This is a genomic window from Amycolatopsis melonis (assembly GCF_040064235.1).
In the GTDB taxonomy this organism is placed as follows: domain Bacteria; phylum Actinomycetota; class Actinomycetes; order Mycobacteriales; family Pseudonocardiaceae; genus Amycolatopsis; species Amycolatopsis melonis.
In genome coordinates this window covers 101,736-126,044 of the sequence record NZ_JBDZYD010000017.1, presented here as the reverse complement: position 1 = coordinate 126,044, position 24,309 = coordinate 101,736, and the positions used below count along the sequence as shown (strand labels likewise).

General features: G+C 72.3%; 28 protein-coding genes and 2 pseudogenes. 17 read left to right on the top strand and 13 right to left on the bottom strand.

Features of this window, described 5'->3' with window-relative positions:
* Positions 1–80: 80 nt before the first annotated feature.
* Both ABJI51_RS38145 and ABJI51_RS38140 read left to right on the top strand, forming a co-directional pair.
* A complete protein-coding gene (locus tag ABJI51_RS38145) occupies positions 81–800 on the top strand; it encodes a histidine phosphatase family protein (RefSeq protein WP_348956019.1) in 720 nt (239 codons plus the stop codon).
* The gene (locus ABJI51_RS38140; RefSeq protein WP_348956018.1) at positions 778–1,647 is read left to right on the top strand and encodes an NAD(P)H-hydrate dehydratase; all 870 of its coding nucleotides are present in this window, start codon (positions 778–780) and stop codon (positions 1,645–1,647) included. Before ABJI51_RS38145 ends, ABJI51_RS38140 begins: the two co-directional genes overlap by 23 nt.
* Before the next feature lie 143 nt (positions 1,648–1,790).
* On the opposite strand, the gene ABJI51_RS38135 is transcribed toward ABJI51_RS38140, so the two are convergent.
* Genes ABJI51_RS38135 through ABJI51_RS38125 form a run of 3 tightly spaced genes read right to left on the bottom strand, consistent with a single transcriptional unit; the run spans position 1,791 to position 4,205 of the window.
* Positions 1,791–2,510, bottom strand: coding sequence for an SDR family oxidoreductase (locus ABJI51_RS38135; RefSeq protein WP_348956017.1), 720 nt, complete (start codon positions 2,508–2,510; stop codon positions 1,791–1,793).
* Positions 2,507–3,355: an oxidoreductase gene (locus ABJI51_RS38130; RefSeq protein WP_348956016.1), complete on the bottom strand. Its 849-nt coding sequence runs from the start codon at positions 3,353–3,355 to the stop codon at positions 2,507–2,509. The genes ABJI51_RS38135 and ABJI51_RS38130 overlap by 4 nt, the downstream gene beginning before the upstream one ends.
* 43 nt (positions 3,356–3,398) lie before the next feature.
* A complete protein-coding gene (locus ABJI51_RS38125; protein ID WP_348956135.1) occupies positions 3,399–4,205 on the bottom strand; it encodes a helix-turn-helix transcriptional regulator in 807 nt (268 codons plus the stop codon).
* 224 nt (positions 4,206–4,429) lie between these two features.
* On the opposite strand from ABJI51_RS38125, the gene ABJI51_RS38120 reads away from it, so the two are divergent.
* A complete protein-coding gene (locus tag ABJI51_RS38120) occupies positions 4,430–6,637 on the top strand; it encodes an extracellular catalytic domain type 1 short-chain-length polyhydroxyalkanoate depolymerase (protein ID WP_348956015.1) in 2,208 nt (735 codons plus the stop codon).
* Between the two features lie 3 nt (positions 6,638–6,640).
* On the opposite strand, the gene ABJI51_RS38115 is transcribed toward ABJI51_RS38120, so the two are convergent.
* Positions 6,641–7,135, bottom strand: a complete 495-nt coding sequence (locus tag ABJI51_RS38115; protein WP_348956014.1) for a methylated-DNA--[protein]-cysteine S-methyltransferase — start codon at positions 7,133–7,135, stop codon at positions 6,641–6,643.
* Positions 7,136–7,232: 97 nt separating this feature from the next.
* Between ABJI51_RS38115 and ABJI51_RS38110 the strand changes: the two genes are divergently transcribed.
* Positions 7,233–7,445 (top strand): hypothetical protein, encoded by a 213-nt coding sequence (locus ABJI51_RS38110; protein WP_348956013.1) that lies wholly within the window; start codon positions 7,233–7,235, stop codon positions 7,443–7,445.
* Between the two features lie 339 nt (positions 7,446–7,784).
* Here the strand turns inward: ABJI51_RS38110 and ABJI51_RS38105 are convergent, their stop codons facing one another.
* Entirely contained in the window at positions 7,785–8,306 is a 522-nt protein-coding gene (locus ABJI51_RS38105; RefSeq protein WP_348956012.1) for an ATP-binding protein, read from the bottom strand.
* Between the two features lie 241 nt (positions 8,307–8,547).
* Here ABJI51_RS38105 and rho point away from each other — a divergent pair, with 241 nt between their 5' ends.
* On the top strand, positions 8,548–9,609 hold the full coding sequence (gene rho / locus ABJI51_RS38100) for a transcription termination factor Rho (RefSeq protein ID WP_348956011.1): 1,062 nt from the start codon (positions 8,548–8,550) through the stop codon (positions 9,607–9,609).
* Position 9,610: 1 nt separating this feature from the next.
* On the opposite strand, the gene ABJI51_RS38095 is transcribed toward rho, so the two are convergent.
* A complete protein-coding gene (locus tag ABJI51_RS38095; protein WP_348956010.1) occupies positions 9,611–9,889 on the bottom strand; it encodes a hypothetical protein in 279 nt (92 codons plus the stop codon).
* A 311-nt stretch (positions 9,890–10,200) separates the two neighbouring features.
* Here ABJI51_RS38095 and ABJI51_RS38090 point away from each other — a divergent pair, with 311 nt between their 5' ends.
* Positions 10,201–11,142 carry a PrsW family intramembrane metalloprotease gene (locus tag ABJI51_RS38090; protein ID WP_348956009.1) on the top strand — a complete coding sequence of 314 codons (942 nt, stop codon included), beginning with the start codon at positions 10,201–10,203 and terminating at the stop codon, positions 11,140–11,142.
* A 324-nt stretch (positions 11,143–11,466) separates the two neighbouring features.
* Here ABJI51_RS38090 and ABJI51_RS38085 read toward each other — a convergent pair whose 3' ends face one another.
* The 3 genes from ABJI51_RS38085 to ABJI51_RS38075 form a co-directional block, all read right to left on the bottom strand.
* The gene (locus tag ABJI51_RS38085; protein ID WP_348956008.1) at positions 11,467–11,667 is read right to left on the bottom strand and encodes a DUF3072 domain-containing protein; all 201 of its coding nucleotides are present in this window, start codon (positions 11,665–11,667) and stop codon (positions 11,467–11,469) included.
* A 66-nt stretch (positions 11,668–11,733) separates the two neighbouring features.
* Complete coding sequence (locus ABJI51_RS38080; protein ID WP_348956007.1) at positions 11,734–12,156, bottom strand: hypothetical protein; 423 nt, start codon at positions 12,154–12,156, stop codon at positions 11,734–11,736.
* Positions 12,157–12,219: 63 nt separating this feature from the next.
* A complete protein-coding gene (locus ABJI51_RS38075) occupies positions 12,220–13,272 on the bottom strand; it encodes a C40 family peptidase (RefSeq protein ID WP_348956006.1) in 1,053 nt (350 codons plus the stop codon).
* A gap of 409 nt (positions 13,273–13,681) precedes the next feature.
* On the opposite strand from ABJI51_RS38075, the gene ABJI51_RS38070 reads away from it, so the two are divergent.
* Together ABJI51_RS38070 and ABJI51_RS38065 are read left to right on the top strand one after the other, a co-directional pair.
* The gene (locus ABJI51_RS38070; RefSeq protein WP_348956005.1) at positions 13,682–14,521 is read left to right on the top strand and encodes a peptidoglycan-binding domain-containing protein; all 840 of its coding nucleotides are present in this window, start codon (positions 13,682–13,684) and stop codon (positions 14,519–14,521) included.
* 81 nt (positions 14,522–14,602) lie between these two features.
* Entirely contained in the window at positions 14,603–15,421 is an 819-nt protein-coding gene (locus ABJI51_RS38065; RefSeq protein WP_348956004.1) for an LLM class flavin-dependent oxidoreductase, read from the top strand.
* Here the strand turns inward: ABJI51_RS38065 and ABJI51_RS38060 are convergent.
* Positions 15,363–16,319: a threonine/serine dehydratase gene (locus ABJI51_RS38060; RefSeq protein ID WP_348956003.1), complete on the bottom strand. Its 957-nt coding sequence runs from the start codon at positions 16,317–16,319 to the stop codon at positions 15,363–15,365. The genes ABJI51_RS38065 and ABJI51_RS38060 overlap by 59 nt on opposite strands.
* Before the next feature lie 84 nt (positions 16,320–16,403).
* Here ABJI51_RS38060 and ABJI51_RS38055 point away from each other — a divergent pair, with 84 nt between their 5' ends.
* Positions 16,404–17,282, top strand: coding sequence for a LysR family transcriptional regulator (locus ABJI51_RS38055; RefSeq protein WP_348956002.1), 879 nt, complete (start codon positions 16,404–16,406; stop codon positions 17,280–17,282).
* Here ABJI51_RS38055 and ABJI51_RS38050 read toward each other — a convergent pair.
* The gene (locus tag ABJI51_RS38050) at positions 17,279–18,202 is read right to left on the bottom strand and encodes a LysR family transcriptional regulator (protein ID WP_348956001.1); all 924 of its coding nucleotides are present in this window, start codon (positions 18,200–18,202) and stop codon (positions 17,279–17,281) included. The genes ABJI51_RS38055 and ABJI51_RS38050 overlap by 4 nt on opposite strands.
* 74 nt (positions 18,203–18,276) lie before the next feature.
* Here ABJI51_RS38050 and ABJI51_RS38045 point away from each other — a divergent pair, with 74 nt between their 5' ends.
* From ABJI51_RS38045 to ABJI51_RS38030, 4 genes are read left to right on the top strand one after another with little or no spacing between them, the layout of a single operon-like run.
* Complete coding sequence (locus ABJI51_RS38045; protein WP_348956000.1) at positions 18,277–19,200, top strand: DMT family transporter; 924 nt, start codon at positions 18,277–18,279, stop codon at positions 19,198–19,200.
* Between the two features lie 10 nt (positions 19,201–19,210).
* Positions 19,211–20,098 (top strand): NAD(P)H-binding protein, encoded by an 888-nt coding sequence (locus ABJI51_RS38040; protein ID WP_348955999.1) that lies wholly within the window; start codon positions 19,211–19,213, stop codon positions 20,096–20,098.
* A complete protein-coding gene (locus tag ABJI51_RS38035; RefSeq protein ID WP_348955998.1) occupies positions 20,095–20,700 on the top strand; it encodes a CPBP family glutamic-type intramembrane protease in 606 nt (201 codons plus the stop codon). The genes ABJI51_RS38040 and ABJI51_RS38035 overlap by 4 nt, the downstream gene beginning before the upstream one ends.
* Positions 20,697–21,284, top strand: a complete 588-nt coding sequence (locus ABJI51_RS38030) for a SecDF P1 head subdomain-containing protein (protein WP_431605702.1) — start codon at positions 20,697–20,699, stop codon at positions 21,282–21,284. The genes ABJI51_RS38035 and ABJI51_RS38030 overlap by 4 nt, the downstream gene beginning before the upstream one ends.
* Positions 21,285–21,287: 3 nt before the next feature.
* On the opposite strand, the gene ABJI51_RS38025 is transcribed toward ABJI51_RS38030, so the two are convergent.
* Positions 21,288–21,758, bottom strand: a complete 471-nt coding sequence (locus ABJI51_RS38025; RefSeq protein WP_348955996.1) for a MarR family winged helix-turn-helix transcriptional regulator — start codon at positions 21,756–21,758, stop codon at positions 21,288–21,290.
* A gap of 82 nt (positions 21,759–21,840) precedes the next feature.
* On the opposite strand from ABJI51_RS38025, the gene ABJI51_RS38020 reads away from it, so the two are divergent.
* Positions 21,841–22,482: an FMN-dependent NADH-azoreductase gene (locus ABJI51_RS38020; protein WP_348955995.1), complete on the top strand. Its 642-nt coding sequence runs from the start codon at positions 21,841–21,843 to the stop codon at positions 22,480–22,482.
* A 133-nt stretch (positions 22,483–22,615) separates the two neighbouring features.
* On the opposite strand, the gene ABJI51_RS38015 is transcribed toward ABJI51_RS38020, so the two are convergent.
* The gene (locus ABJI51_RS38015) at positions 22,616–23,335 is read right to left on the bottom strand and encodes a M24 family metallopeptidase (protein WP_348955994.1); all 720 of its coding nucleotides are present in this window, start codon (positions 23,333–23,335) and stop codon (positions 22,616–22,618) included.
* An 80-nt stretch (positions 23,336–23,415) separates the two neighbouring features.
* On the opposite strand from ABJI51_RS38015, the gene ABJI51_RS38010 reads away from it, so the two are divergent.
* From ABJI51_RS38010 to ABJI51_RS38000, 3 genes and pseudogenes are all read left to right on the top strand, one after another.
* Entirely contained in the window at positions 23,416–23,922 is a 507-nt protein-coding gene (locus ABJI51_RS38010; RefSeq protein WP_348955993.1) for an ATP-binding protein, read from the top strand.
* A gap of 5 nt (positions 23,923–23,927) precedes the next feature.
* A pseudogene (locus tag ABJI51_RS38005) lies at positions 23,928–24,101 on the top strand (ATP-binding protein); the annotation flags it as partial.
* 5 nt (positions 24,102–24,106) lie between these two features.
* Positions 24,107–24,280 (top strand): annotated as a pseudogene (locus tag ABJI51_RS38000) (ATP-binding protein); the annotation flags it as partial.
* Positions 24,281–24,309 lie beyond the last annotated feature (29 nt).

The following is a 24,309-nucleotide window of genomic DNA, read 5'->3' as shown; positions in this document are numbered from 1 at the left end:
AACGACCCTAGCCGCAGGCCGTTGGCCCGCCTAACCATCCCGGGTTTCGACGGCGGGTCCGGCGGGGTAACCAGGCCGTCGTGAACGTCGACTTGGACTGGGTGGGCGTGCTGCGGCACGGTCAGAGCACCGGGAACGTGGCCCGGGAAGCGGCGGAGTCGGCCGGGGCGGACGTGATCGACATCGCCGAGCGCGACGCCGACGTGCCGCTGACGGACCTCGGGCGGGAGCAGGCGAAGGCCGCGGCGGAGTTCCTCGCCGACCGCCCGCCGGACCTCGTCGTCACCTCGACCTACCGCCGTGCCTGGGACACCGCCCTGCTGGCCGCGCCGGACGGCGTGCCGGTCGTGCCGGACGAACGGCTGCGCGACCGCGAACTGGGGGTGCTGGACCTGCTGACGTCCCACGGGGTGCGCGAGCGGTGGCCCGACGAGCTGCGGCGCAAGCGGCGGCTCGGCAAGTTCTACTACCGGCCGCCCGGCGGCGAGTCCTGGGCCGACGTCGTGCTGCGGATCCGGTCGCTGCTCGCCGAGCTGAGCACGCAGCGGCCCGGCGCGCGCGTGCTGCTGTCCGCACACGAGATGACCGTCTTCGCCCTGCGTTATCTGCTCGAAGGGCTGCTCGAACCCGACCTGCTGCGCGCCGCCGACGCGACCGAGGTCCCGAACGGCTCGGTGACGGCATGGGAACGCGACCGCGACGGCGGTTTCACAATGGTGCTGGCCCAGGAGGTCGGGCACCTGCACGCCACCGACACGCCGCCGACGGCGGACGACGATGCCGCCCGCCAGCTCTCCTGACCCGGCGCCGATCAGCCCCGCCCTGTTGCGGGACTGGCGGATCGGCACCGGCGACCGCGGCACCGTCCTGGTGATCGGCGGCGCGCGGACGGTGCCGGGCGCGCCGGCGCTGTCCGGCACCGCCGCCCTGCGAGCCGGGGCAGGCACGCTGCAGCTGGCGGTCGCCGAACGGCACGCGACGGCGCTGGGCGTCTCGGTGCCCGAGTCGTCGGTGTTCGGCCTGCCGGAGACCGCGTCCGGCGCGATCGCCGCCGCCGCGGTCGACCGGCTGGCCGACGTGCTGCCCGGCGCGGGCACCGTCGTGGTCGGCCCGGGCCTGACCGGCGCCGCCGAGACCGAGGACCTGCTGCGGCGGCTGGTCCCCGCCCTCGCCCCGGACACGCGGGTGGTGCTCGACGCGTTCGCCCTCGGCGCGCTGAGCCGGGCGCCGTCGCTGGCCGAGCCGCTGGCGGGCAGGCTGCTGCTCACGCCGAACCGGGTCGAAGCCGCGTTCCTCGACGGCTGCGAGGAGAAGGACGTAGACGACCTGGAGACGGCGGTGCGCATCGCCGGGCGCTACGGCGGGGTGGTGCTGCTGATGGGCGTGGTCGCCGAGCCGGGCGGCCGCACCTGGCGCGACGGCAGCGGCCACGTCGGCCTGGCGACGTCCGGCAGTGGCGACGCGCTGGCGGGCCTGACCGGCGGCTTCCTCGCCCGCGGCGCGACGGCAGGCCAGGCCGCCTGCTGGGCAACGCACGTCCACGCCGTGGCCGGTCAGCGCCTGCTCCCGCGCACCGGCAGCACCGGCCTGCTGGCACGGGAACTGGTGGCGGAGATCCCGCGGGTCATCGCCGAGCTGGAGTGCTGACCGTGTCGACCCTCTGATCACGCGTGTCGACCGTCTGATCACGCGTGTCGCCCCTTCAATCACGCGTGATGCCGTGCCGGAACGGTCGACACGCGTGATCGAGCGGTCGACACGCGTGATTGAAGGGTCGGCACGGCGGTGTGTCAGCGCTGGGCGGTGGGCCGCACGACGATCTCGTTGACGTCCACGCCTTCCGGCTGCCCGATCGCGTAGGAGATGGCTGCCGCGATCGCGTCCGGCGGGAGCGTCACCGCGCGGTAGCCCGCCATCGCCGCCTTCGCGCCGGGATCGGTGATGCTGTCGGCGAGTTCGGACTCCGTGACGCCCGGCGAGACCGTCGTGACGCGGATGCCGGGCTCGGCCTCCTGGCGCAGGCCCTCGGTGATCGCCCGCGCCGCGTACTTGGTGCCGCAGTAGACCGCGGCCGTCGGCACCACCTCGTGCGCGCCGGTCGAGGCGAGCGTCACGAAGTGGCCGCTGCCCTGGCGCCGGAAGTGGGGCAGGGCCGCGGCGATGCCGTGCAGCAGGCCGCGGACGTTGACGTCGATCATCCGGTCCCACTCGTCGACGAGCAGGGAGTCCAGCCGCGACAACGGCATCACGCCGGCGTTGGCGACGAACACGTCGAGCCGCCCGTGTGCCTCGACGGCGGCGTCGGCGAACCCGGCGACGTCCGCGCGGTCGGTGACGTCGAGGCGGTACACGTCGGCCGTGCCACCGGCGTCGTGGATCTCCTTCGCCAGCGCGGTCAGCCGGTCTTCGCGCCGTGCCCCGAGCACGACGTGATGGCCTTCGCGGGCCAGCCGCAGCGCGGTGGCGCGCCCGATGCCGCTGCTCGCGCCGGTGATGAGGACTGTCTTCATGCGGTTCCTTCCGGGAAGTCGGCGCCGAGGGTGATCTCGCGCCAGGTGTCGAAAGTGGACTGGAGGGTGGCGAGCCGCGCGGTCGCGATGTCGTAGGCGGCCTTGCCGAGCAGCAGCCGCAGCGGCGGCTCTTCGGCGCCCACCGCGCGGATGACCGCTTCGGCGGCGCGGGCCGGATCGCCCGGCTGCCGTCCGAACGTCGCCGTGGTGGCCTGGCGGCGGGCGCCTGCCGTCTCGGCGTAGTCGTCGATGTGGACGGCCGACTGCCGCATCGACGGACCGGACCAGTTGGTGCGGAACGCGGCGGGTTCGACGATGGTCACCTTGATGCCCAGCGGCGCCACCTCCGCGGCCAAGGACTCGGAGAGGCCTTCCACGGCGAACTTCGTCGCGTGGTAGTAGCCGGTGGCGCCGAAGGCGGCCAGCCCGCCGAGCGACGACACGGTGACGACGTGCCCGGCGCGGCGGGCCCGCATGCCGGGCAGGACCGCGCGGGTGACGTCGGCGAGGCCGAAGACGTTGGTGTCGAACAGCTTGCGGATCTCCTCGTCCTCGCCTTCTTCGACCGCGGCGAGGTAGCCGTAGCCGGCGTTGTTGACCAGGACGTCGATCCGGCCGAACACGGTTTCGGCCCGCTTCACCGCGTCGGCGACCTGGGTGTGGTCGGTGACGTCGAGGGGGAGCGCCAGCGCGCGGTCGCCGTGTGCTGCGGCGAGGTCGGCGACCTGCGCCGGATCGCGGGCGGTGACCGCGGCGGACCAGCCGCGGTCGAGCACGGCTTCGGCCAGTGCGCGGCCGAGGCCGGTGGAGCAGCCGGTGATGAACCAGACAGGGTTTTCGGGCACGACGAAGTACTCCGTCCATTGTGGATGGAAGGGAAACGGGAATTCAGGAGGCGGCGAGGCTGCCCAGCAGGGCCAGTGCCGCTTCCGACGGGCTGCCCGGCTCGGCCTGGTAGACGACCAGCTGCTGGCCGGGCGCGCTGTTCACGGTCAGCGCTTCGTAACTCAGGACCAGTTCGCCCACCTGCGGGTGGCGGAACCGCTTGGTCTCGTGCGTCTTCTGCCGGATGTCGTGGCGCGCCCACAACCGGCGGAAGTCCGCGCTCTTGACCGACAGCTCGCCGACGGTCTCGATCAGCCGCGGGTCGTCCGGGTCGATCCCGGCGGCCGCCCGCAGCCCGCCCACGGTGTTGACCGCGACGCGCTCCCAGTCGGGATAGAACTCGCGGGCGTCCGGGTCGAGGAACACCAGCCGGACCAGGTCACCGCTGTGGGTGTGCCCGGCGAACAGTGCCTCGCCCAGCGCGTTGTGCGCGAGCACGTTCAGGCAGCGTCCCAGGACGACCGCGGGGGTGTCCGGCCAGCCGTCCATCAGGCGCAGCAGGTTCGGGCTGACCTGCTCCTGCCGCCGCGCGCGGCGCCGCGTGCGGGGCACCGGCCTGGCCAGCCGGTGCAGGTGGGCCGCGGCGTCCTCGTCCAGGGCCAGCCCGCGGGCGAGCGCGTCGACGACCTGCGCCGACGGGTTCCGCTCGCGGCCCTGTTCGAGCCGGACGTAGTAGTCGGTGCTGACCCCGGCCAGCAGCGCGACCTCCTCCCGGCGCAGGCCCGCGACCCGGCGCGACCCGCCCGCGGGCAGGCCGATCTCCTCGGGCCTCACCTGCTCGCGGCGGGCCCGGAGGAACTCACCAAGCATGTTCTCCGCCGATGCCCCCACCGCCGCCCTCAACGGAGGAGCTTCGCTCCGCTGGTTTTCCTGAGCCATGATTCGAGGCTAACCCGGATCGCGCCGGCAAGGGTGGCCGTGGCACACCCACCCTGTCGAAAGCCGTCGAAACCTTTCGATAATCGTTGACCGGCCGGAGGCGGGGACGAACCATCGTCGCAGCTCCTCTCCCTCCCCCGGAAAGGATTTCCCGAGTGCGCAGAATCCTCACGGCGCTGTCCGCCGCCGTGCTGTCGATCGCGGCCACGATCGTGCTGGTCGTGACGGCGCAGCCGGCGTCGGCGGCCACGCTGACCCGCGTCACCGACTTCGGCAGCAACCCCAGCAACCTCAACATGTACACCTACGTCCCGGACCGGCTCGCCGCGCGCCCCGCGCTGCTGGTGGCCATCCATTACTGCACCGGCTCGGCGTCGGCGATCTTCAACGGCTACGCGCACGACTACGTCACCGCCGCCGACCAGTACGGGTACGTCATCGTGTTCCCGGAAGCCACTCGCAGCGGCCAGTGCTTCGACGTTTCCTCGCCGCAGGCGCTCACCCGCGGCGGCGGCAGTGACCCGGTCGGCATCCTCTCGATGGTCAACTACGCCAAGCAGCGCTACAACGTCGACCCGGCCCGCGTGTTCGTCACCGGGTTCTCCTCGGGCGCGATGATGACGAACGTGCTCGCCGCGGAGTATCCGGACGTCTTCGCCGCCGGGTCGGCGTTCATGGGCGTGCCGGCCGGCTGCTTCGCCACCACCGACGGGTCGAGCTGGAACAGCCAGTGCGCCAACGGCCAGCTCACCAAGACCGCGCAGCAGTGGGGCGACCAGGCCCGGCAGATGAGCGGCGGCCGCAGCGGCCCGTACCCGCGGATGCAGCTGTGGCACGGCACCGCCGACGACACGCTGCGCTACCCGAACTTCGGGGAGGAGATCAAGCAGTGGACCAACCTGCACGGGCTGAGCCAGACGCCGTCGTCGAGTGACTCGCCGCAGTCCGGCTGGACGCGCACCCGGTACGGCGGCACCGGGGTGCAGGCGCCGGTCGAGGGCATCAGCGTCCAGGGCGCCGGGCATGCGTTGCCGCAGAACGGGATGGTGCCGTACGCGATCGCGTTCCTCGGCCTGAACAGCAGCGGGTCGAGCACCACCACCACGACGACGTCGTCTGCTCCGCCCGCCGGGACCACCCTGGGCAGCGCGGCGAACCGGACTGGGCGGTACTTCGGCACGGCGGTCTCGGCGAGCAAGCTGTCGGACAGTGTCTACACGGGCATCCTGACCCGGGAGTTCTCCATGATCACGCCGGAGAACGAGATGAAGATCGACGCGACCGAGCCGAACCAGAACCAGTTCAGCTACACCGGCGGCGACCGGATCGCCGCCCAGGCGGCGAGCCAGGGTGCGCGGCTGCGCGGGCACACGCTGGCCTGGCACGGGCAGCAGCCCGGCTGGATGCAGAGCATGGAGGGGACGACGCTGCGGCAGGCGATCCTGAACCACATCACCCAGGTTGTCACGCACTACCGCGGCAAGATCTACGCGTGGGACGTGGTGAACGAGGCGTTCGCCGACGGCGGGTCCGGCGCCCGGCGCGACTCCAACCTCCAGCGCACCGGCAACGACTGGATCGAGGCGGCGTTCCGCGCCGCGCGGGCGGCCGACCCGGACGCGAAGCTCTGCTACAACGACTACAACACCGACGACTGGACCCAGGCCAAGACGCAGGCCGTGTACCGCATGGTGCAGGACTTCAGGTCCCGCGGCGTGCCGATCGACTGCGTCGGCTTCCAGTCCCACTTCAATGCCAACAGCCCGGTGCCGCCGAACTACCGGACGACCCTGCAGAACTTCGCCGACCTCGGCGTGGACGTGCAGATCACCGAGCTGGACATCGAAGGATCGGGCACCACGCAGGCGAGCAACTTCCGCACGGTGACCGAGGCCTGCCTCGCGGTGGCGCGGTGCGCCGGGATCACGGTGTGGGGCATCCGCGACACGGATTCGTGGCGGTCGTCGGGCACCCCGCTGCTGTTCGACGGCAACGGCCAGAAGAAGGCGGCGTACACGGCGGTCCTCGACGCGCTGAACAACGGCGCGCCGCCGGACGGCTCGACCACTCCCACCACCACCACGCCTTCGCCGGGCGACTGCACGGCGGTGTATGCGAAGACGGCGGAGTGGAACGTCGGCTTCAACGGCCAGATCACGGTGTCGGGCACGAACAACTGGGTCCTGACGGTGACGTTCCACGCGCCGCAGAAGGTGATCGGCAGCTGGAACTACACGGGAACGTGGGACAGCACCGGATACGTGCTGACGGCCCGCCCGAACGGCAGCGGCAACGTCATCGGTTTCACCGTCGAGCACGGCGGCAACCTGACGGCGCCGACCGTGACGTGCGCGGTGGGGTAGGCGTCAGAACAAGCGGCCGTCCTCGGCCGCGGGCGGTTCTTCCAGGCGCAGGAGGAACCGCTTGCGGTCGAGGCCGCCGGCGTACCCGGTGAGGCTCCCGCTCGTGCCGACCACCCGGTGACAGGGCACGACGATGCTGATCGGGTTCCAGCCGTTGGCATTCCCGACGGCCTGAGCGGCCCCTGGATCCCCCAGCGCGGCGGCGAGCTGGCCGTAGGTGCGCGTTTCGCCGTACGGGATGGTTTCCAGCAGCGCCCAGACGCGCTTCTCGAAGGCGGAGCCCCGCGGCGCGAGTTCGAGATCGAACGCCCGCCGCGTCCCCGCGAAGTACTCGCGCAGCTGCTGTTCGGCGTCTTCGAAGCCCCGATCGGTGCGCGGCCCGAGGTCGGTGAGCCGAGGTGTCCGCAGGTGCCGGTCGAAGTAGAGCCCGACCAGCGCGGCGCCGTCCCTGACCAGGGTGAGCGGCCCGACCGGGGAGTCGACGACGGTGTGCTCCACAGGCGGGAGCTTACTGGGGCCGAGGTGTCGGGAGTCACAGCCGTCACGGTGCCGAGGTCGTGCGAAAACTGTCGGTGGTGGCGGATAGCCTCATCGCATGAACACGGAAGACGCGACGGTCCCGGCGGACCAGCTGACCAAGGGCCAGTGGTTCTGGCACGAGCCTGCGCCGGGCCTGCCCGCGTGGCAGCTGCAGGTGAATTCGGCGGAGTTGCTGGAGGACTCCGTCGAGATCTTCACCACGGACGAGGAACGAGAACTGGTGTCGTACCCGCGAACCCGGCTGGTCCGGCTGGCGAGTGCGGCCTGAGGGGTTTGGTTGGGGAACTGGGGGTGAGGGGCTTTTGGGGAAGGTTTTGTTGAGGGTGTAGCTGGTTGGCCGGTGTGAGCACGCGCCCATGGCGGCACGGTTCGCGCGATCTTCCGGCCATTGCTCCGCGAGCGCGCCTCGTGCCGTGAAGCCCGCCGGGCCGCCGCGGTGCTGGGTTTCCGGTGCGCTTTCGGCAGCGGGACCCCGGCGAGTGCGGCTGGCGTGGCGGAGCGCTCCGGTTCAGGCCGGGCGGGCGTGCCGGAGCACTCCGGCTCAGGCTGGACGGGCGTCCCGGAGCACTGCGGTTCAGGCCGGACGGGCGTCCCGGAGCACTGCGGTTCAGGCCGGACGGGCGTCCCGGAGTGCTGCCGGGCGCCAGGTCATCCGGACCGTTGTTCCGTGGGTGCCCGTGTCTATGTTGGACTGGTCCGTCACCTGGTCGATCAGCAGCAGGCCGCGGCCGCCGGGGGTGCGTAGGCCTGCCCTTCGCGGGCGGGGCTGGGGGATGCCGCAGCCCGTGTCGGTTACCGTTACCGTGATCGCGTCGGCGGTTCGGGCTGCCTGGAGGCGGGCCCAGCCGTGGCCGTCCGGGTAGGCGTGGGCTGCCACGTTTGCCAGTGCTTCGTACGTCGCCAGCGTTATGTCGTGCGTGCTGCCCGGGTCCAGTGGCAGCTCGCTCAGCCAGTGGATCAGCTTGCGGCGCAGGTCGGCCATCTCGTTGGGCAGTGCCGGCGCCAGTTCTTCGAACGTCGAGGCGACCACGGCGCCGGGGGTGAAGCGCTCCGGGGCCGTGGTCCCGGTTTGGTCGGCGTCGGGGCTTTCGCCCGTGCCGACGCCGGATTCACGGGTATGTCGGTACACAATCCGCTCCCATCGCTCAGCCGCGTCCCCCGTTTCGGCGGGCTTCTCAAGTGAGCTACCCGCCGCGACGGGGTCTTACTCGTTGTGCTTTGCCGAAAGTCTCGCTACAGTGAAAGTGCTCCTCGCGGATGTCGGCCCCTGGCCGCCCGGAGGAAGCTCCCGGATCCAGGCCACTCGGCCTCTTTCCTCGTTCGCGGGCCCGGCTCTGCCCATGGGCCTGCCCCCTTCTCAGGAGACACCCATGTCTTTTCACGGAATTCTCGATCTCTCGGGCAAGACGCCGTTCGTCCGCACCGGCTACCGGCCGGCACCCGGCGACACCGTCCTGCCGCTTTCCCTCGTCCGCAAGCACAAACTGCGTCCCGGCGACGAAATCACCGGCACCGCCGAGGAAATCACCAGCGTCAACGGCGCCGACCCGGGCGGGCCGCGTCCGTCGTTCGCCGACCTCGTCCCGGTGCACCCGGACCGGCGGCTGCTGCTCGAAACCACACCGTCGCGGCTGCTGCCGCGGGTCATCGATCTCGTCACCCCGCTCGGCAAGGGCCAGCGCGCCTTGATCGTGTCACCGCCGAAAGCGGGGAAAACCACGGTACTGCGCGAAATCGCCCACGGCGTCGCGGTCAACCACCCCGACTGCAAGCTGATGGTGCTGCTCGCCGACGAACGCCCGGAGGAGGTCACCGAGCTGCGCCGCACCGTCCGGGGCGAAGTGATCGCGTCCACTTTCGACCGTCCGCCCGCAGAACACGTGGCGGTGGCGGAACTCGCCGTCGAGCGTGCAAAACGCCTGGTGGAGCGCGGCGAAGACGTCGTGCTGCTGCTCGACTCCCTCACCCGCCTCGGTCGCGCGTACAACCTTGCGGCGCGCCCGTCCGGCCGCATCCTGTCCGGCGGCGTCGACGCCGCAACGTTGCAGCCGATGAAGCGCATCCTGGGCGCGGCCCGCAACGTCGAGGGCGGCGGGTCGCTCACGATCGTCGCGTCCGCACTGGTGGAAACCGGATCGCTGGCCGACACGGTGTTCTTCGAGGAACTGAAGAGCACCGGCAACGCGGAACTCAAGCTCGACCGCAAGACGGCCGAGCGACGCATCTTCCCGGCGGTCGACCTGGCGGCGTCCAGTACTCGGCGCGACGAACTGCTGGTCACCCCGGGTGAACTGGCGGCCATGCGCGACGTCCGCCGCGCGCTGCACGGACCGCACGCGATCGAGCAGCTGCTGGACCAGCTTCGCAAGACCGGATCGAACGCCGAGTTCCTCTTCCGAGTGACGGGCGCGGCGCTGCCGGCAGCAGCCTGAGTCACCGCGGCGGCTGATAGGGAGTCGCGCGCGGATAGGACGGCCGTTCCGGTCCACGGTTCAGCGTGGCGACGAGAAAGCCCAGCCCAACAACGGTGACGACGAGCGCACCGGCCCCGGGGGCAAGGCCCCACCAGGCCACCCCGCCGGCGGCGACCAGCCACGCGACGACGAGAGTGCGCTTCGCCGTGAGGGGATACGGCTTCGGCAGCTCGTGGACGGCGCTCGCACCGAGCACGAGCAGGCCCGCCAGGGCCACGAGCAGGACGGTCAGGTACACGGGATGTCCTCCTTCGGGGAGTAGGGCATCTGACATGGGGATACCCGTGCCGGCGGGTGGCACGCCGTGGTGTCCGGCACAGGGACCCGCGCCAGGGGAGCGGCCGGGGCCGGATGATGCGGCTTCCGGTGAGCCGCGATTTGGTGATGGCGTTGTGTGGGGACACCTCGTGCAGCGGCGCCGCGTCCTGGGCGCTGCCCGGGACGGAGGCACTAGCGCTATCCGGATTCGACGGCGTTCGGCCCAGGCGTGTGCTGAACCTGCCGCTCTCACCGGGTGCGGGTTCGGCCCGGGCGGGGCACAGTACCTCCATGGCGTTTCGCTCCCTGCAGCCTGCCGGCGGTGTCCGGCCCCGGCGGGTCTGGCTTCGCATGTTCCTGGCCGGTGCCCTCCTCTGGGTTCTCGCCGTGGTCGTCACCTTCGTCACCGGTAACCCGAACCTGGTGCCGACCGTGGTGCTGCTCGGCAGCTTTCTCGTGCCCGTCACGTTTGTCGCGTGGGCCTTCGGGCGGCGGCGGAGCGGGGAGGTCACCGCCGAGCTGCTGTTCAGCACCTTTGTCGCCGGTGGGGTGCTCGGTGTGCTGGCTGCCTCGCTGCTCGAGTCGTACCTCCTGCATCCGTCCGCCTGGCTGTTCGCCGGGGTCGGGCTCATCGAAGAGGCCGTCAAGCTCGCCGTGCTGGCCGTGCTCACCCGGCATCTGCGGGTCAAGTTCGCTGCCGACGGGCTGGTGCTCGGGGCCGCCGTCGGGTTCGGGTTCGCCGCCTTCGAGTCGGCTGGGTACGCCTTCACCGCGCTGTTCACCGAACGCGGGCTCTCGCTCATGGACCTCGTCCAGACCGAACTCCTGCGCGGAGTGCTCGCCCCCGTCGGACACGGCCTCTGGACCGCCATCCTCGGTGGCGTGCTGTTCTCCGCGAGCGACCATCGCCACTTCGCCCTGACGCTCCGCCTGCTGCTCAGCTACCTCGGAGTCTCCCTGCTCCACGCGCTGTGGGACTCGATGCATGGGATCGCCCTCGTGCTGACGCTGCTGCTCACCGGCACGCAGTGGCAGTACATCCAGCTGGAACAGGGCTACCAGCCGCAGCCGACGGCACTGCAGGCCGACGTGTTCACGCTCCTTTCGTGGGGTGGGCTCGCTGTGGTGTCGCTGGTCGGCATCGCGTGGCTGCTCGCCGTCCGGGCCCGGGCGCGGCGCGGGGAACAGGCAGCCGCGGTCCTCTGGCGGATCCCGGCTTCCCGGCCACGCTGAGGCGGCTCGGCCGCGGTGGGGTGGCTCGGCGCGGTGAGGGAGCCGGGCCGCGGAGGGCAGTCTTGCCGCAGACCCGGCCTCCCGGCCGCGGTGAGGCGGCTCGACGCTGCGGGGCGGCTCGGCCGCGGATCCCGGGCTTCTGGATCGCGGTGAGGTTGCCCGGCCGCGGTACGGCGGCCCCTGGCGCAGTGAGGCAGCTCGGCCGCAGATACCGGGTTCCCGGACCGCGGGGGCGTTGCCCGATCTCGGTGAGGTGGCCCGGCGCGGTGGGTTGCCCGGCCGCGGATCCCGGCCACCCTGCCGCGGTGAGCCGCCCCGCCGCGGTCAGCTGCCGCGGCCCGTTGCCTTCTGCAGTGCGTCGATCCTCTCGGACGCTTCCGCCTTCGTCAGGTTGTCCGGCACCTCCTCGCCTGCCTCCTGCGCCAGCGTCTGCAGGTACGACTTCTGCGGGCCGGTCATCGGCTCGTCACCCGTCGTCCAGTCGCTCGGGTCCTTCTCCGGGTTCGGTTCCACCTGATCCACCATGACTCCTCCAATCGAACGTCTGTTCGTCTTGGCTCGACTGTAGCGCGCGGGTCCGACAATTTCCGCTCAGGCGCCCGACGGCGGGGTGCTGGGGCCGCCCGCCTCGTGGTCCGGCCGGCCGTGGGTGCGGCGGTCGTCCTTCATTTGCTGTTCGTGCAGGTGGCGGCGGCCTCCGGTGAGGGCCTGCAGGACCTCGCGCTCCAAGCTGCGGTGGTCCTTGTAGTAGCCGTCGTCGTACTCCTCGACCACCTGGAATGTCCACCGATCGGGTAACACATTGCGCCCGATCAGTTCCTCGGAGATTCGCTGGGCCCAGTCCGCGTGGCCGGCCTTTGCCAGCAGCTCCGCGGCTTCGCCGAGGGCCAGGTCGGCGCTTCCGGTCAGCTGGTGGAACGCATAGAGGTGCCCGCGGGCGCGCTCGATCGTCTCGAGGGCTTCGGTGACCTTGCCGACGGCTTCGACCGTCGCCGGTCCGGGATTCTCGGCCATGACGGCAAGATGCCCCGTCGCGGACGTTCTACACGTCCGGGACGGGGCATCCGCAGGGGGAACTCAGGCCGTGGGCCGCGTTGCGCCCGCGTACTGGCTGAGCAGGGGGGAGATCTTGACGACGTCGCCGCTCGTCGGGGCGTGCACCATCTTTCCGTCGCCGATGTACATCCCGATGTGGGACACCGGGGAGTAGTACGCGACGAGGTCGCCGGGCTGCAGCTGGCTCCGCGACACCGGGGTGCCGAACCCGGCCTGGGCCGAGGACGTGCGGGGCAGGTTGATGCCCGCCTGCTTGTACGCCCACTGCATCAGGCCCGAGCAGTCGAACGTGGTCGGCCCGGTGGCGCCCCAGACGTACGCGCTGCCGAGCTTGCTCAGTGCCGCGTTGACCGCCGTCTGCGCCGCCGCGGTGGGTGCCTTCACGTTCGGGGCCGCGCCGCCCGTGTCGCGCTGGGCGGCGCGGTCGGCGCTGCTGAGGTTGCGGCTCTGCGCCTCGATCTGGTCGATCTGGGCCTGGAGGCTCTTCTTCTTGCCCTCGATGTCCGCCGCCAGCTTGGCCGCCGCGTCGCGGGCGTCCTGTGCCCGCTTCGCCGCGTCGGCAGCCGACTTCTCGGCCGCCGCGGCCTTTTCCGCCGCGCCGGTGAGGTTGTCCATCGCGGCGTTCTTGTCCGTCGCGATGAGTTCCAGCGCCGCCGAGCGGTCCAGGAAGTCCTGAGTGGACGTTCCGGTCAGCAGGGCCGACAGCTTGTTCATCTGGACGCCGCTGGTGAACGACGCGCCGGCGAACTTGTCCACCTGGGACTGGTAGGTCCGCTTGGCTTCGGCCGCCTTGGTGCCGGCGTCCTTCGCGGCGGCGACGTCGGCGTTGGCCTTGTCGAGCTGGCCCTGCTTGGCGGCCAGGTCGTCCTGTGCGCGGAGCAGGTCTTCGTTGAGCTTTTCGGCCTGTGCCGCGAGGTCGCGGTACTTGGCAAGGGCGTCGGAGCCGGTGGGCGGGGCCTGGAGCACGGGGATCGGGGCGGCGGTGGCCGACGGCTGCGCCACGGTGACGACGGCGATCACCGAGGCCGCGGCGAGGGCACCTGACACCACGCGCTTGACGGGATGCGAACGCATTCTCGCGCGGGTCTCCTTTGCTGCTGATCGGCCGCCGGAAGGGCACCGGACGGGGCGAGCCGGGGGTCTCGCCCGCGCTCCACCGCACCAGGGGAGGGCGCACGGTGGGGTCCGGTACCCGGCAGGGGGGTGCCGGCGGCGATCTCGCGACGTCGTCCACTCGACGACCGGGGGTCGCGAGATCTCGAACAGGTTACGAAAGCAACACGGGAACGTCCAGTCCCGCGGCGAAACGAACTCTGCGTGACGTCCTGAACCACGTCTGGACCAGTGGAAACCCACACGAGTGTGGCGCTGGTTACGTGTCGTCACAGCGGCCATGTGAGGGTGAATGCGGTTTGTATGTCCCTTGTATCCGGTCGCGTGATCCTCCTCGGCGTACCGATTCCGATCACTGGAGGACCATCCGATGTTCACGAAGGCCGCCGTCCTCACGGCGCTCTGTTCTGCGGCAGTGGCGGCGTTCGCCGTGGCCGCACCGGCCCAGGCCGAGACCGCGGCCACGACGGCGCTGCCCACGGCGAACATGGAGGCCGTGCTCAAGGCGGCCCAGATCGACCCGCGCCGCGCCGACGACACGCAGACACCGGGCGCGCACGACAGCGTCCTGCTCGTCGAGCAGGCACTGCAGGCGAAGGGCCTGCTGTCGAGCCAGTACGTCGACGGCTACTTCGGCACCACCACCATCGACGCCTACTCGCAGTACCAGAAGTCGCTGGGCTACACCGGGATCGACGCGTCCGGCCTGCCGGGCAAGACGTCGCTGGAGAAGCTGGGTGAGGGCCGCTACACGGTCACCAACCCGGTTTCCGCGGGCAGCCAGGTGACCTACCACGGCGTCACGCTCAACACCCGCACCAAGGCGATGCTGGTCGCCGCCGAAGGCATCTTCGGCTCGTCGGTCAGCCTGACCCAGGGCTCGTACAACCCGGGTGGCGTCGACGCCTCGGCCGGCACCCACGACGGCGGCGGCGCCATGGACATCTCCGTGTCCAACCTGTCGTCGACGAGCCGGACGAACCTGCTGAAGGCCCTGCGCAAGGTCGGCTTCGCGGCCTGGCTGCGCACGCCGGCGCAGGGCTTCGCCTACCACATCCACGCCATGGCGATCTCCGACCCGGACCTGTCCTCGGGTGCCCAGCACCAGACCGGCGACTACTACCTGGGCATGAACGGCCTCGCCGGCCGCGGCGCCGACGACGGCCCCGCGGACACGAAGGACACCTGGGAGGAGTACCAGCGCAGCTGACCCGGCGCGCGCCCGGCCGTGGTGGCACGGCCGGGCGCACCGGTGGTTTGATCGAAGGACCAACGACTTGGGGGTGCTTCGATGCCGCAGAAGGCGTTCCGGTTCGGCGTGGTCGCGGGCGCGACGGAAGGCGGCGCGAAGTGGCGGGAAACCGCCCGGCGTGCCGAGGAACTCGGCTATTCCACCCTGCTGTGCCCGGACAACCTGAACATGCCGAGCCCGACCGCGGCACTGGCGGCGGCCGCCGCGGCGACGACCGAGCTGCGGATCGGCTCGTTCGTCCTGGCCAGCCCGCTGCGCACCGCGCGGGCCGCGGCCTGGGAAGCGCACAGCCTGACCGTCGTCACCGACGGCCGGTTCGAGCTCGGGCTCGGCACCGGGCGGCCGGAAATGCGGGAACAGGCCGGAGAACTCGGGCTGCCCTACGGCTCGGCGCAGGAACGGCTCGACGCGATCGCCGAGACGGTCGACCACGTCCGACGGCTCGACGGCGACGGCCACACGCCGGTGATGATCGCCGCGGGCGGGCCGAAGGTGCGCCGCCTCGCCGGGGCGAAGGCCGACATCGTCACGCTCGCCGGCGGCGTGCTGGTCACCCGCAAGGACGTGGCGGGCCACGTCGAGGAGATCCGCGCGGCGGCCGGTGACCGCGACGTCGAGCTGGCGATGAACATCTGGGTCGTCGGCGACGAGGTCCCGCCGTGGATCCGCGGTTTCCTCGGCACCGACGCCGAAACGCTGATCGAGCACGATTCGCTGGGCATCATCCGCGGCAGCACCGACGCCATGGCCGAAGAACTCGAACGGCGCCGCGACGAACTCGGCGTTTCCTACTTCAGCGTCAACGGAGCCTTCCTCGAGGCGTTCGCGCCGCTGGTGGAGCGGCTGTCGGGGAAGTGAGCGTCGCGGGGTCGGTGTTGGCGCCGCAGAGCACGACGGCGACGCGTTCGCCCGCCGCCGGCCGGTAAGCGCCGCCGAGCAGCGCCGCGAACGCCGTCGCACCACCGGGTTCGACGGCGAGGCGGTACCGATCCCACAGCACCGCACGGGCCTGCTCGATCTGCGCGTCGTCGACCAGCACCGAACCCGCGCCCGTGCGGGTGGCCACCGCGAACGCGATGTCGCCGATCCGGGACGCGCCGAGTGCGTCGGCGGCGACGCCGGACACCTCGACGGGGACGGGCTCGCCCGCGGCCAGTGCCGCGTGCAGGGTCGGCGCCGTGTGCGGCTCGACCCCGACCACCCGCGCGCGGCCCTCGACCGCGGCGGCGATGCCGGCCAGCAGCCCGCCCCCGCCGACGGCGACGAGAATGGTGTCCGGTTCGGCCTGTGCCAGCAGTTCCAGCCCGACCGTGCCCTGACCGGCGCAGACTTCCGGCTGGTCGTAGGCGTGGCAGAAGAGCGCGCCGGAGTCGGCCGCGTGCTTCGCGGCCGCTTCGTAGGCGTCCGCGTACTTCTCGCCGACCAGCTCGACCGAGGCGCCCAGCGTCCGCAGCTTCGCGACCTTCACCGCGGGCGCGGTCGCCGGGACGTACACGCGCGCGGCGATGCCCGACTCCCGGGCGGCGTAGGCGACGGCGAGTCCGGCGTTGCCGCCCGAAGCGGCCACCACCCCGGCCGCCGCCGCGTCGCCCGCGGCGATGATCCGGTTGAAGGCGCCGCGTGCCTTGAACGACCCGGTGTGCTGCAGCTGCTCCAGCTTGAACCACACGCCGTCGTCCGCGGCGAACACCGGCGTCCGGCGGACCCGGCCCCGGATCCGCGTGGCCGCCCGTTCGACATCCGCAATGCTGATCATGGTCTCAGCATGCGCGAGCCCGGCCATAAGCACCAGCGACGTCTCCTATGCTGACATCAGCAACGCTTATGGCTGGAGGCTCTCGTGCTCGACGCCCACCGGCTGGCCCTGCTCGCCGAGGTCGCCCACGCGGGGTCGATCGCCGGCGCCGCCCAGCGGCTCGCCTTCACGCCGTCCGCCGTCTCGCAGCAGCTGGCGAAGCTCGAACGGGAGGTCGGGACGCCGGTCGTGCAGCGCCACCCGCGCGGGGTCACCCTGACCGCCGCCGGGCAGGCGCTGCTCACGCACGCGGAAGCGATCGCGGGGGAGCTGCGCACGGCCGAGCGGACGGTCCGCGCCCTGCGCGGCGCGGAACCGGCGCAGCTGACCGTCGGCGCGTTCGCGAGCGCGGGCACGACGCTCGTCCCGGCCGCGCTCGCCGAATTCCGCCGCGACCACCCGGCCGTCGCGCTGCGGCTGCTGGACCTGGAACCGCCGGACGGCTACGGCCTGGTCAGCGCGCGGGAGCTGGACCTGCTGATCACCCACCGCTACCCGGGTGTGCCGCTGCCCGAGCCGCGCGGGCTGACGCGGTCGCTGCTGCGCTCGGAACGCCTCCGGCTGATCCTTCCGCCGGGGCATGCCGGAGCGGGCACGCCGTCCCTGCGCGATCTGTCCGAAGAGGACTGGATTTCCGGCGGTCCCGGCGTGCCCAACCGCGTCTGCCTGGAGCAGCTCGCCGACGCTGCCGGGGTGCGCCTGCGGGTTGCCTACGAGACGCGGGACTACCAGGTGGTGGTGGCGCTGGTGGAGGCCGGGCTCGGGGTCGCGTTCGTGCCGGAGAGCGTGCTCGGGCGCGTGCGGCCGTCCCGGGTCGAGGTTTGCGACGCCGCGGACGCGCGGCCGGTGCGGGAGATTTTCCTGGTGCACCACCGGAATCCGGGACCGCTGGTGACCGAGATGGTGGCGCGGCTGGGCCGCTAGCCCGCTCGCCGCGCGGTGTGCTCGAAGCGTGCGGACGCCGTGCGGAGCGCGTCCAGGCAGGCGCGCACCGCGCCGTGGTCCTCCTCGCCGGAGCGGCAGATCGCGAAGATCGTGCGCGTCAGTGCCGGGCGCGTGGTCAGGATGCGGACGCCCTCGGGCAACCGTTCGCGGGCCAGGCGGGGTACCAGTGCCGCGCCGACGTTGCCCGCCACCAGGGCCAGCTGGGTCGGGTAGCCGCCGACCGTGCAGCTGATCCGGGGCTCCAGCCGCTGCTTGCGCAGCACCTGGACCAGCCACTCGTGGCAGCCGGACCCCGCGGTCCAGCCGATCCACGGCAGGTCGTCCACTTCGGACAGATCGACCGTCTTGCGGTGGGCCAGCCGGTGGCCGGACGGCAGGGCCAGGTCCGCGACGTCGGCGAACAGCTCGATGCCCGTCGCCGACGGCGGGATCGGGGTCGGGCGGTCGGTCCAGCTCTCCACCACCGCGACGTCGAGGTCGCCGGCCACCACCCGGGGCAGAGTCTGCTCGGCCTCGCCCTCGTGCAGCGTCACCGCCAGCCGCGGGTGCTGCGCGGCGAGGGTGGCGAGCGCGGGCGGCAGCAGCGCGTGGACCGTCGTCGGGATCGCGCCGATCCGCAGCGGCCCGATGACGTCCTCCCGCAGCAGCTCCAGGTCCGCCTTCGCCGCGGCGACCTGGGCCAGGATGCGTTCGGCGTGCCCGGCCAGCACCTGGCCCGCCTTCGTCAGCCGGACGCCGCGGCCGCGGGGCTCCAGCAGCCGCTGGCCGGCTTCGCGCTCCAGTTTCGCCAGCTGCTGCGACACGCCGGACGGCGTCACGTGCAGGGCCGCGGCCGCCGCGGCGACCGAGCCGTGCAGGGCAACGGCGTGTAGCGCGCGCATCCGCTCCAGTCCGAACACGGTAGCGATGCTACCGAATTTCAGGCAGAAACATTCGCTTGTTCTTGACAGTGACGGGTCGCAGGCTGGAGCCCGTGACCACGACCGCATCCCGTCCCGCTCCCGCCCTGACCCGGCGCGTCGACCCGCGCCTGCTCGCCGCGCTCGGCAGTTTCTGCATCTCGCTGTCGTCGGTCTTCATCAAGGTCTCGCACGCCAGCGGCAGCACGAGCGCGTTCTGGCGCTGCCTGCTGGCCCTGCCGGTGCTGCTGGTCCTCGCCGCCCGCGAACGGCGGAAGGCGGGCCCGCGGCAGCGCCGCCGCGTGCTGCTGCCGCTGCTGGCCGGTGCCGGTCTCGGCGTCGACTTCGTGCTGTGGGGCGAAGCGATCCCGCGGGTCGGCGCCGGGATCGCCACCGTGCTGCTGGCCGTGCAGGTGGTGATCGTGCCGCTGCTGGCGCTGGTGTTCCTGGCCGAACGGCCGTCGAAGCGGTTCCTGGCCGCCGCGCCCGTGCTGCTCGGCGGCATCGTGCTGGCGGGCGGGTTCGCGGGCACCGGCTCGTTCGGCCCGGACCCGGTCACCGGCGCCGTCGCGGCCCTGCTCGCGGGCGCCGGGTATGCCGGCTACCTGTTCCTGATCCGGCTGTCCGGCGGCACCGGCACGCAGGCCCGCTCGCTGGTGCTGGCGACGGCCTCCGCCGGCGCGGTCGCCGTCGTGTTCGGCCTGCCGACCGGCACGCTCGACCTGGCGCCCGGCTGGCCCGTGTTCGGCTGGCTGCTCGCCCTCGCCGTCGTCGGCCAGCTCGCGGGCTGGCTGCTCATCTCCGCGGCACTGCCCCGGATGCCCGCCACCACCGGCGCGACGCTGATGCTGCTGCAGCCGGTCGGCGCGGTGCTGCTGGGCATCGGCCTGCTCGGCGAGACGCCCGGCTGGATCCAGCTGGCCGGCTGCGCCGGGGTCGTCGCGGCGGTGTGCTTCGCCGGGGGCGGGCGGGCTGCGGGGGGGAACCGTCCCGGCTAACGTCGCGGGCATGCGGGTGCTGGTGGCCGGGGCGTCGGGGTTCGTCGGCAGCCGGTTGTGCCCGGCGCTGGAAGAGGCCGGGCACGACGTCCTCGCGATGACGCGCCACCCGGCGAAGTACCGCGGCGCCGGGACGGCCGTCCGCGGTGACGTCGCCGACGTCGGCTCCCTGCGGGACGCCCTCAAAGGCGCCGACGCCGCCTACTACCTCGTGCATTCCCTCGACCGGGTGGACTTCAAGCGCCGTGACGCCGATGCCGCCCGCGCGTTCGCCCGTGCCGCGGCCGGGGCGGGGCTGCGCCGGATCGTCTACCTCGGCGGGCTCGGCGATGACGACGACACGCTGTCGGACCACCTGGCCAGCCGCCGCGAGGTCGAGCGGCTGCTGGGGGAGACCGGCGTGCCGGTCACCGTGCTGCGTGCCGGGATCGTGATCGGGCACGGCGGCATCTCGTGGGAGCTGACGCGTCAGCTGGTGGAGCGCCTGCCGGCGATGCTCACCCCGCGCTGGGTCAGCACGCGCACCCAGCCGATCGCGCTCGCCGACGTCGTCCGCTACCTGGTCGGCGTCCTCGACCACCCGGAGGCCGAGGGGCGGACGTTCGACATCGGCGGCCCGGAAGTGCTGGCCTACCGGGACATGCTGGAGCGGGTCGCGGCGATCGAGGGCAGGCCGCTGCTGATTCTGCCGGTGCCGCTGCTGTCGCCGCGCCTGTCGTCGTACTGGCTGGCGCTGGTCACCGACATCGACGTCACGACCGGGCGGACGCTGATCGGCTCGATGACCAACGAGGTGGTCGTCCGCGACGACGCGATCCGCCGGATCGTCGAGTTCGAGCCGATGGGCTACGACGAAGCCGTGCGGCAGGCACTCGGTGAGCGCAGGCGGACGGCGTGAAGGCGGTCCTCGCGGCAGTGACGGCCGCCGGGTCCGGGCTGCTCGGCGCGTCACTGGCCAGCCGTCCGGGATCACGCCGCTTCCGCACGCTCACGGCCTCGGTGGCGGCCACCTGGCTCGCCGGGGCGCGCGCGGCCGGGCCGGTGCCGCGCGGCCGTCCGCACGTCGTCCAGCCGGTGGCCGTGGCGGCGGGCGCGTTCGGCGTGTTCTACGGCTGCGCGCTGGTGGCCCGCCGCGTCCCGCCGCTGCGCCGCGCGATCACCGGAGTGCTGGCCCACGCCCACCGCGGCCCGGCGCGGTCGGTGGCGCTGACGACGCTGGCCACCGGCGCGGCGGAGGAGGTGTTCTTCCGCGGCCCGCTCTACGACGCGTGCGGCGCCCGCGGGTCCACGGCGGTGTACGTGCTGTCCACGGTGGCGACCCGGAATCCCGCGCTGGTGCTGGCTTCCGCGGTGATGGGGACGCTGTTCGCCGCGCAGCGTGGCCGGTCCGGCGGGGTGCAGGCACCGCTGCTGACGCACGTGACCTGGTCGGCGCTGATGCTGGCCTTCCTGCCGCGCCTGTTCCCGCCGGAAGACTCCGGCGGCGGCCCGGCAGAATGACGTTCGTGCGGATCCTTGCCGCGGTCGTGGCGGTGCTCGTGCTCGTTGCCGGATGCGGCAGCGGGGCGGAGGTCAAGGACGGGGCTCGGCTGCGGTTCCGGCCGGTGCTGGGCGAGCTGCCGTCCGGGGTGGCGGTCGGCGCGCCGGGCCTGCGGCAGAGCACGGATCCCGCCACCCAGGACGCCGCCGCGCGAGCGCTTGCCTGCCCGCCGGGCAGGCCGGACGCGCTGGACGGTCAGGACGATCCCGCGCTGCCGCTCGTCACCTGCGAACGCCTGCAGGGCAACCGGTACCTCCTCGGCCCGGGTTTCCTCAGTGGCGCCGACGTCGGCAGCGTGGAAGCCGCTCTCGACGGGCGGACCGGACACGGCGTCGTCGACGTCGCCTTCACCGACAGCGGCGCCGAGAAATGGGCGGACTGGACCGGGCACCACATCGGCAAGAAGTTCGCGGTGGTCCTGAAAAGCCAGGTGATCAGCACGGTGACGATCTACGCCGTCATCACCGACGGCCTCATGCAGTTCACCGGGAACTTCACGCAGGCGCAGGCGCGGCAGCTGGTCCGCGAAATCACCGCGGGCTGAGGCTCAGCAGCCGCCGCTTTCCCGGCAGGCCTCCCCGGCCGTTTTGCTGCTCGCCTGCTGCAGGAGCGCGTACAGCGTCTCGCGCTGCTCTGCGCTGAGCCCGCTGAACACTTCGTCCTCGACCGCTGTGAGGGCGAATTCCGCGCGGGCAAGGAGCTTCGCGCCGACGTCGGTCAGCTCGACCAGGTGGCGGCGGCGGTCGGCGGGGGAGCGGCGCCGCTCGATGAGGTTCTCCGTCTCCAGCTCGTTGAGCAGCGTGACGACGTTCGTGCTGTCCATCTCCAGCGTCTTCGCCAGGTGCTGCTGTGAGCTGCCGCCCAGGTCGCGCAGGACGGTCAGGGCGATGAGGTGGCGCGGCCGCAGCCCGAGGGGGGCCAGCACCGACTCGCTGCGCAGCCGCAGGCGGCGGGCGAGGTGGTCGACCAGCGCGCCGCACCGGTGTGGCGGCTGGTTGACGACCGGCAGCGAGGTCATGCGCCCAGTATATGGGCACTCCTATGGTCGATGTGCTATCAATGGTTTGTCTTACACCAACGATCTATGAGGGGCTAATCAGATGGCTCATCTGCTGCACATCGACTCGAGCATCCAGGGCGACGCCTCGGTGAGCCGCCGGCTCAGCGCGCGGGCCGCGGCGGCGTGGCGTGCCGCGCACCCGGACGGCACCGTCACCTACCGCGACCTGGGCGCGCACCCGCTGCCCCACCTCGACGCGGCGGGCGGGCTGGCCTCGTCGATCCCGCCGGAGCAGCACACCCCCGAGCAGGCCGCGGCCTGGGCGCGGACGCGGGAGGTCGTGGCCGAGGTGAAGGCGGCCGACACGGTGCTGCTGGGCCTGCCGCTGTACAACTTCGGGCCGCCGAGCAGCGTCAAGACGTGGGTGGACCACCTCATCGCGCCGGGCCTGTCGGTCGACCACGAGACGTACACCGGCCTCCTCGGCGGCCGCGAGTTCATCGTGCTGGCCTCGCGCGGCGGTGGTTACGGGCCGGGCACGCCCCGCGAGGGCTGGGACCACGCCGAGCAGTGGCTGCCGCACGGGGTCTCGCTGACCGGGCTGGAGCCGCGCTTCATCACCGCGGAGCTGACGCTGGCGCGGGTCCGCCCGGCGATGGCCGAACTGGTGCCGCTGGCCGACGAGAGCCTGGCCGCGGCGGAGCGGGCGATCGACGAGCTGTGGGTCCCGGCGCGGGTCTGAGCCGGGGCCTCAGGAGTCGGTGCCGACTGTTGGTCACTGAGGTGGATTCGGTCGCGGGTGTGGGTTCGCGCGGGCGATGGCGGAGCGGGCGATCGGCGAGTTGTGGGTTCCGGCGCGGGTCTGACCCACGACCTCAGGAGCCGGCGGCGGCCGGGCCGATGTCCAGCAGCTGCTCGAAGAAGCCGCCGATCCCCAGTTCCCGGTCCACCAGGTGGACTTCGAGGATCCAGTGCGACGGCCGCCCGGTGCGGTCCGGCCGCCGCATCGGGCCGTCGCTGCCCGGGGCGATGTAGGAGTCGATGCGGGCGCCGTCGATCGGCTCGTGCGGGAACTGGCCGACCAGGTGGCCCGCGATCGATCCGCCGAACTCCCAGCCCGCCTCGCGCGCCAGCTCCACCATGTGCGCGTACAGCTCGGCACCCGTGATGTCCGGCCGCGCGGCGAAGTACGCGCGGCCGGCGTCGAACACCACCGGCAGCGTGTCGCGCAGCCGGTGCTTGACCGGGTCGTCGCCCAGCACGAACGTCCGGCCGAAGTCCGCTTCCCAGTCCTCGAAGATCGGGCCGAAGTCGGCGAACACGATGTCGTCCTCGGCCAGGACGCGGTCCGGCGGATTCTCGCGGTACGGCTGCAGCGTGTTCACCCCCGCCCGGACGATCCGCTTGTGCCAGTACCGGCGGATGCCCAGCAGGTCACCGGCCAGGTCGCGGATCGCGTCGCTCGCCTCGGTCTCCCGGACGCCAGGGGCGAGGATGCCGCGGTCGGCGACCGCGTCGAACAGCTCGGCCGCCTTCGCCTGCGCGGTCAGCAGCCGCTGGGTGCGCGCGGCTTCGTTCTCGGCGGGCTCTCCCATGGCCCCGACGGTAGCAACGGCCGCCGCGGCGTGTACCGTGCCGCGGCGGACAGGCCGCACCTGGGTGAGGAAGGTCAGGGTTGAGCGCGCACACCTCACAGATGGACGACATCCGGCTCGTCGCGCAGCCCAGCGCGCTGCCGGTCACCGAGCTGTTCGTCCGCCTGATCCTCACCGACTGGTCACTGCGGCCGATGCTGGACGAGGTGACGGCGGCGGCGAAACGGCTGGTCGGGGCCGTGATCGACGCCGGCGACCCGAAGGCGCCGCCGTTCGTCACGCTGCGGCTGCGGCTGCGCGCCGACGTTCTCGTGGTCGAGGTCGACGACGACGTGCCCGGGCTGCCCGCCCCGCAGGCCCGGCCCGGCGAGCGGGTCGGCGTGGACCCCGCGCCCGGCGGGGGCCGCACCACCTGGTGCGAGCTGCCGCTGCCGGGTGGGATGACCGCGCGGCAGGTGCGTCTTCCGCGTCGTCAGGATCGGCGCACGCTGGTCGACGAGCCTGTCTCCGGTGAGCCGGTGGCTGCCGATCCGGAGGTGCTTGAGCGGCTGCTCACCCGGCTGAGTGGCTGGTCCGGTCAGAGCTGAACGCTTCGGCCTGGTGCGAGCTGCCGGGTGGGATGACCGCGCGGCAGGTGCGTCTTCCGCGTCGTCAGGATCGGCGGACGCTGGTTGACGAGCCCGTTTCCGGTGAGCCGGTGGCTGCCGATCCGGAGGTGCTTGAGCGTCTGCTCACCCGGCTGAGTGGCTGGTCCGGTCAGAGCTGAACGCTTCGGCCTGGTGCGAGCTGCCGGGTGGGATGACCGCGCGGCAGGTGCGTCTTCCGCGTCGTCAGGATCGGCGCACGCTGGTCGACGAGCCTGTCTCCGGTGAGCCGGTGGCTGCCGATCCCGAGGTGCTCGAGCGGCTGCTCACCCGGCTGAGTGGCTGGTCCGGCCAGAGCTGAACGCTTCGGCGCTCCCGTCCGTGCCTCCT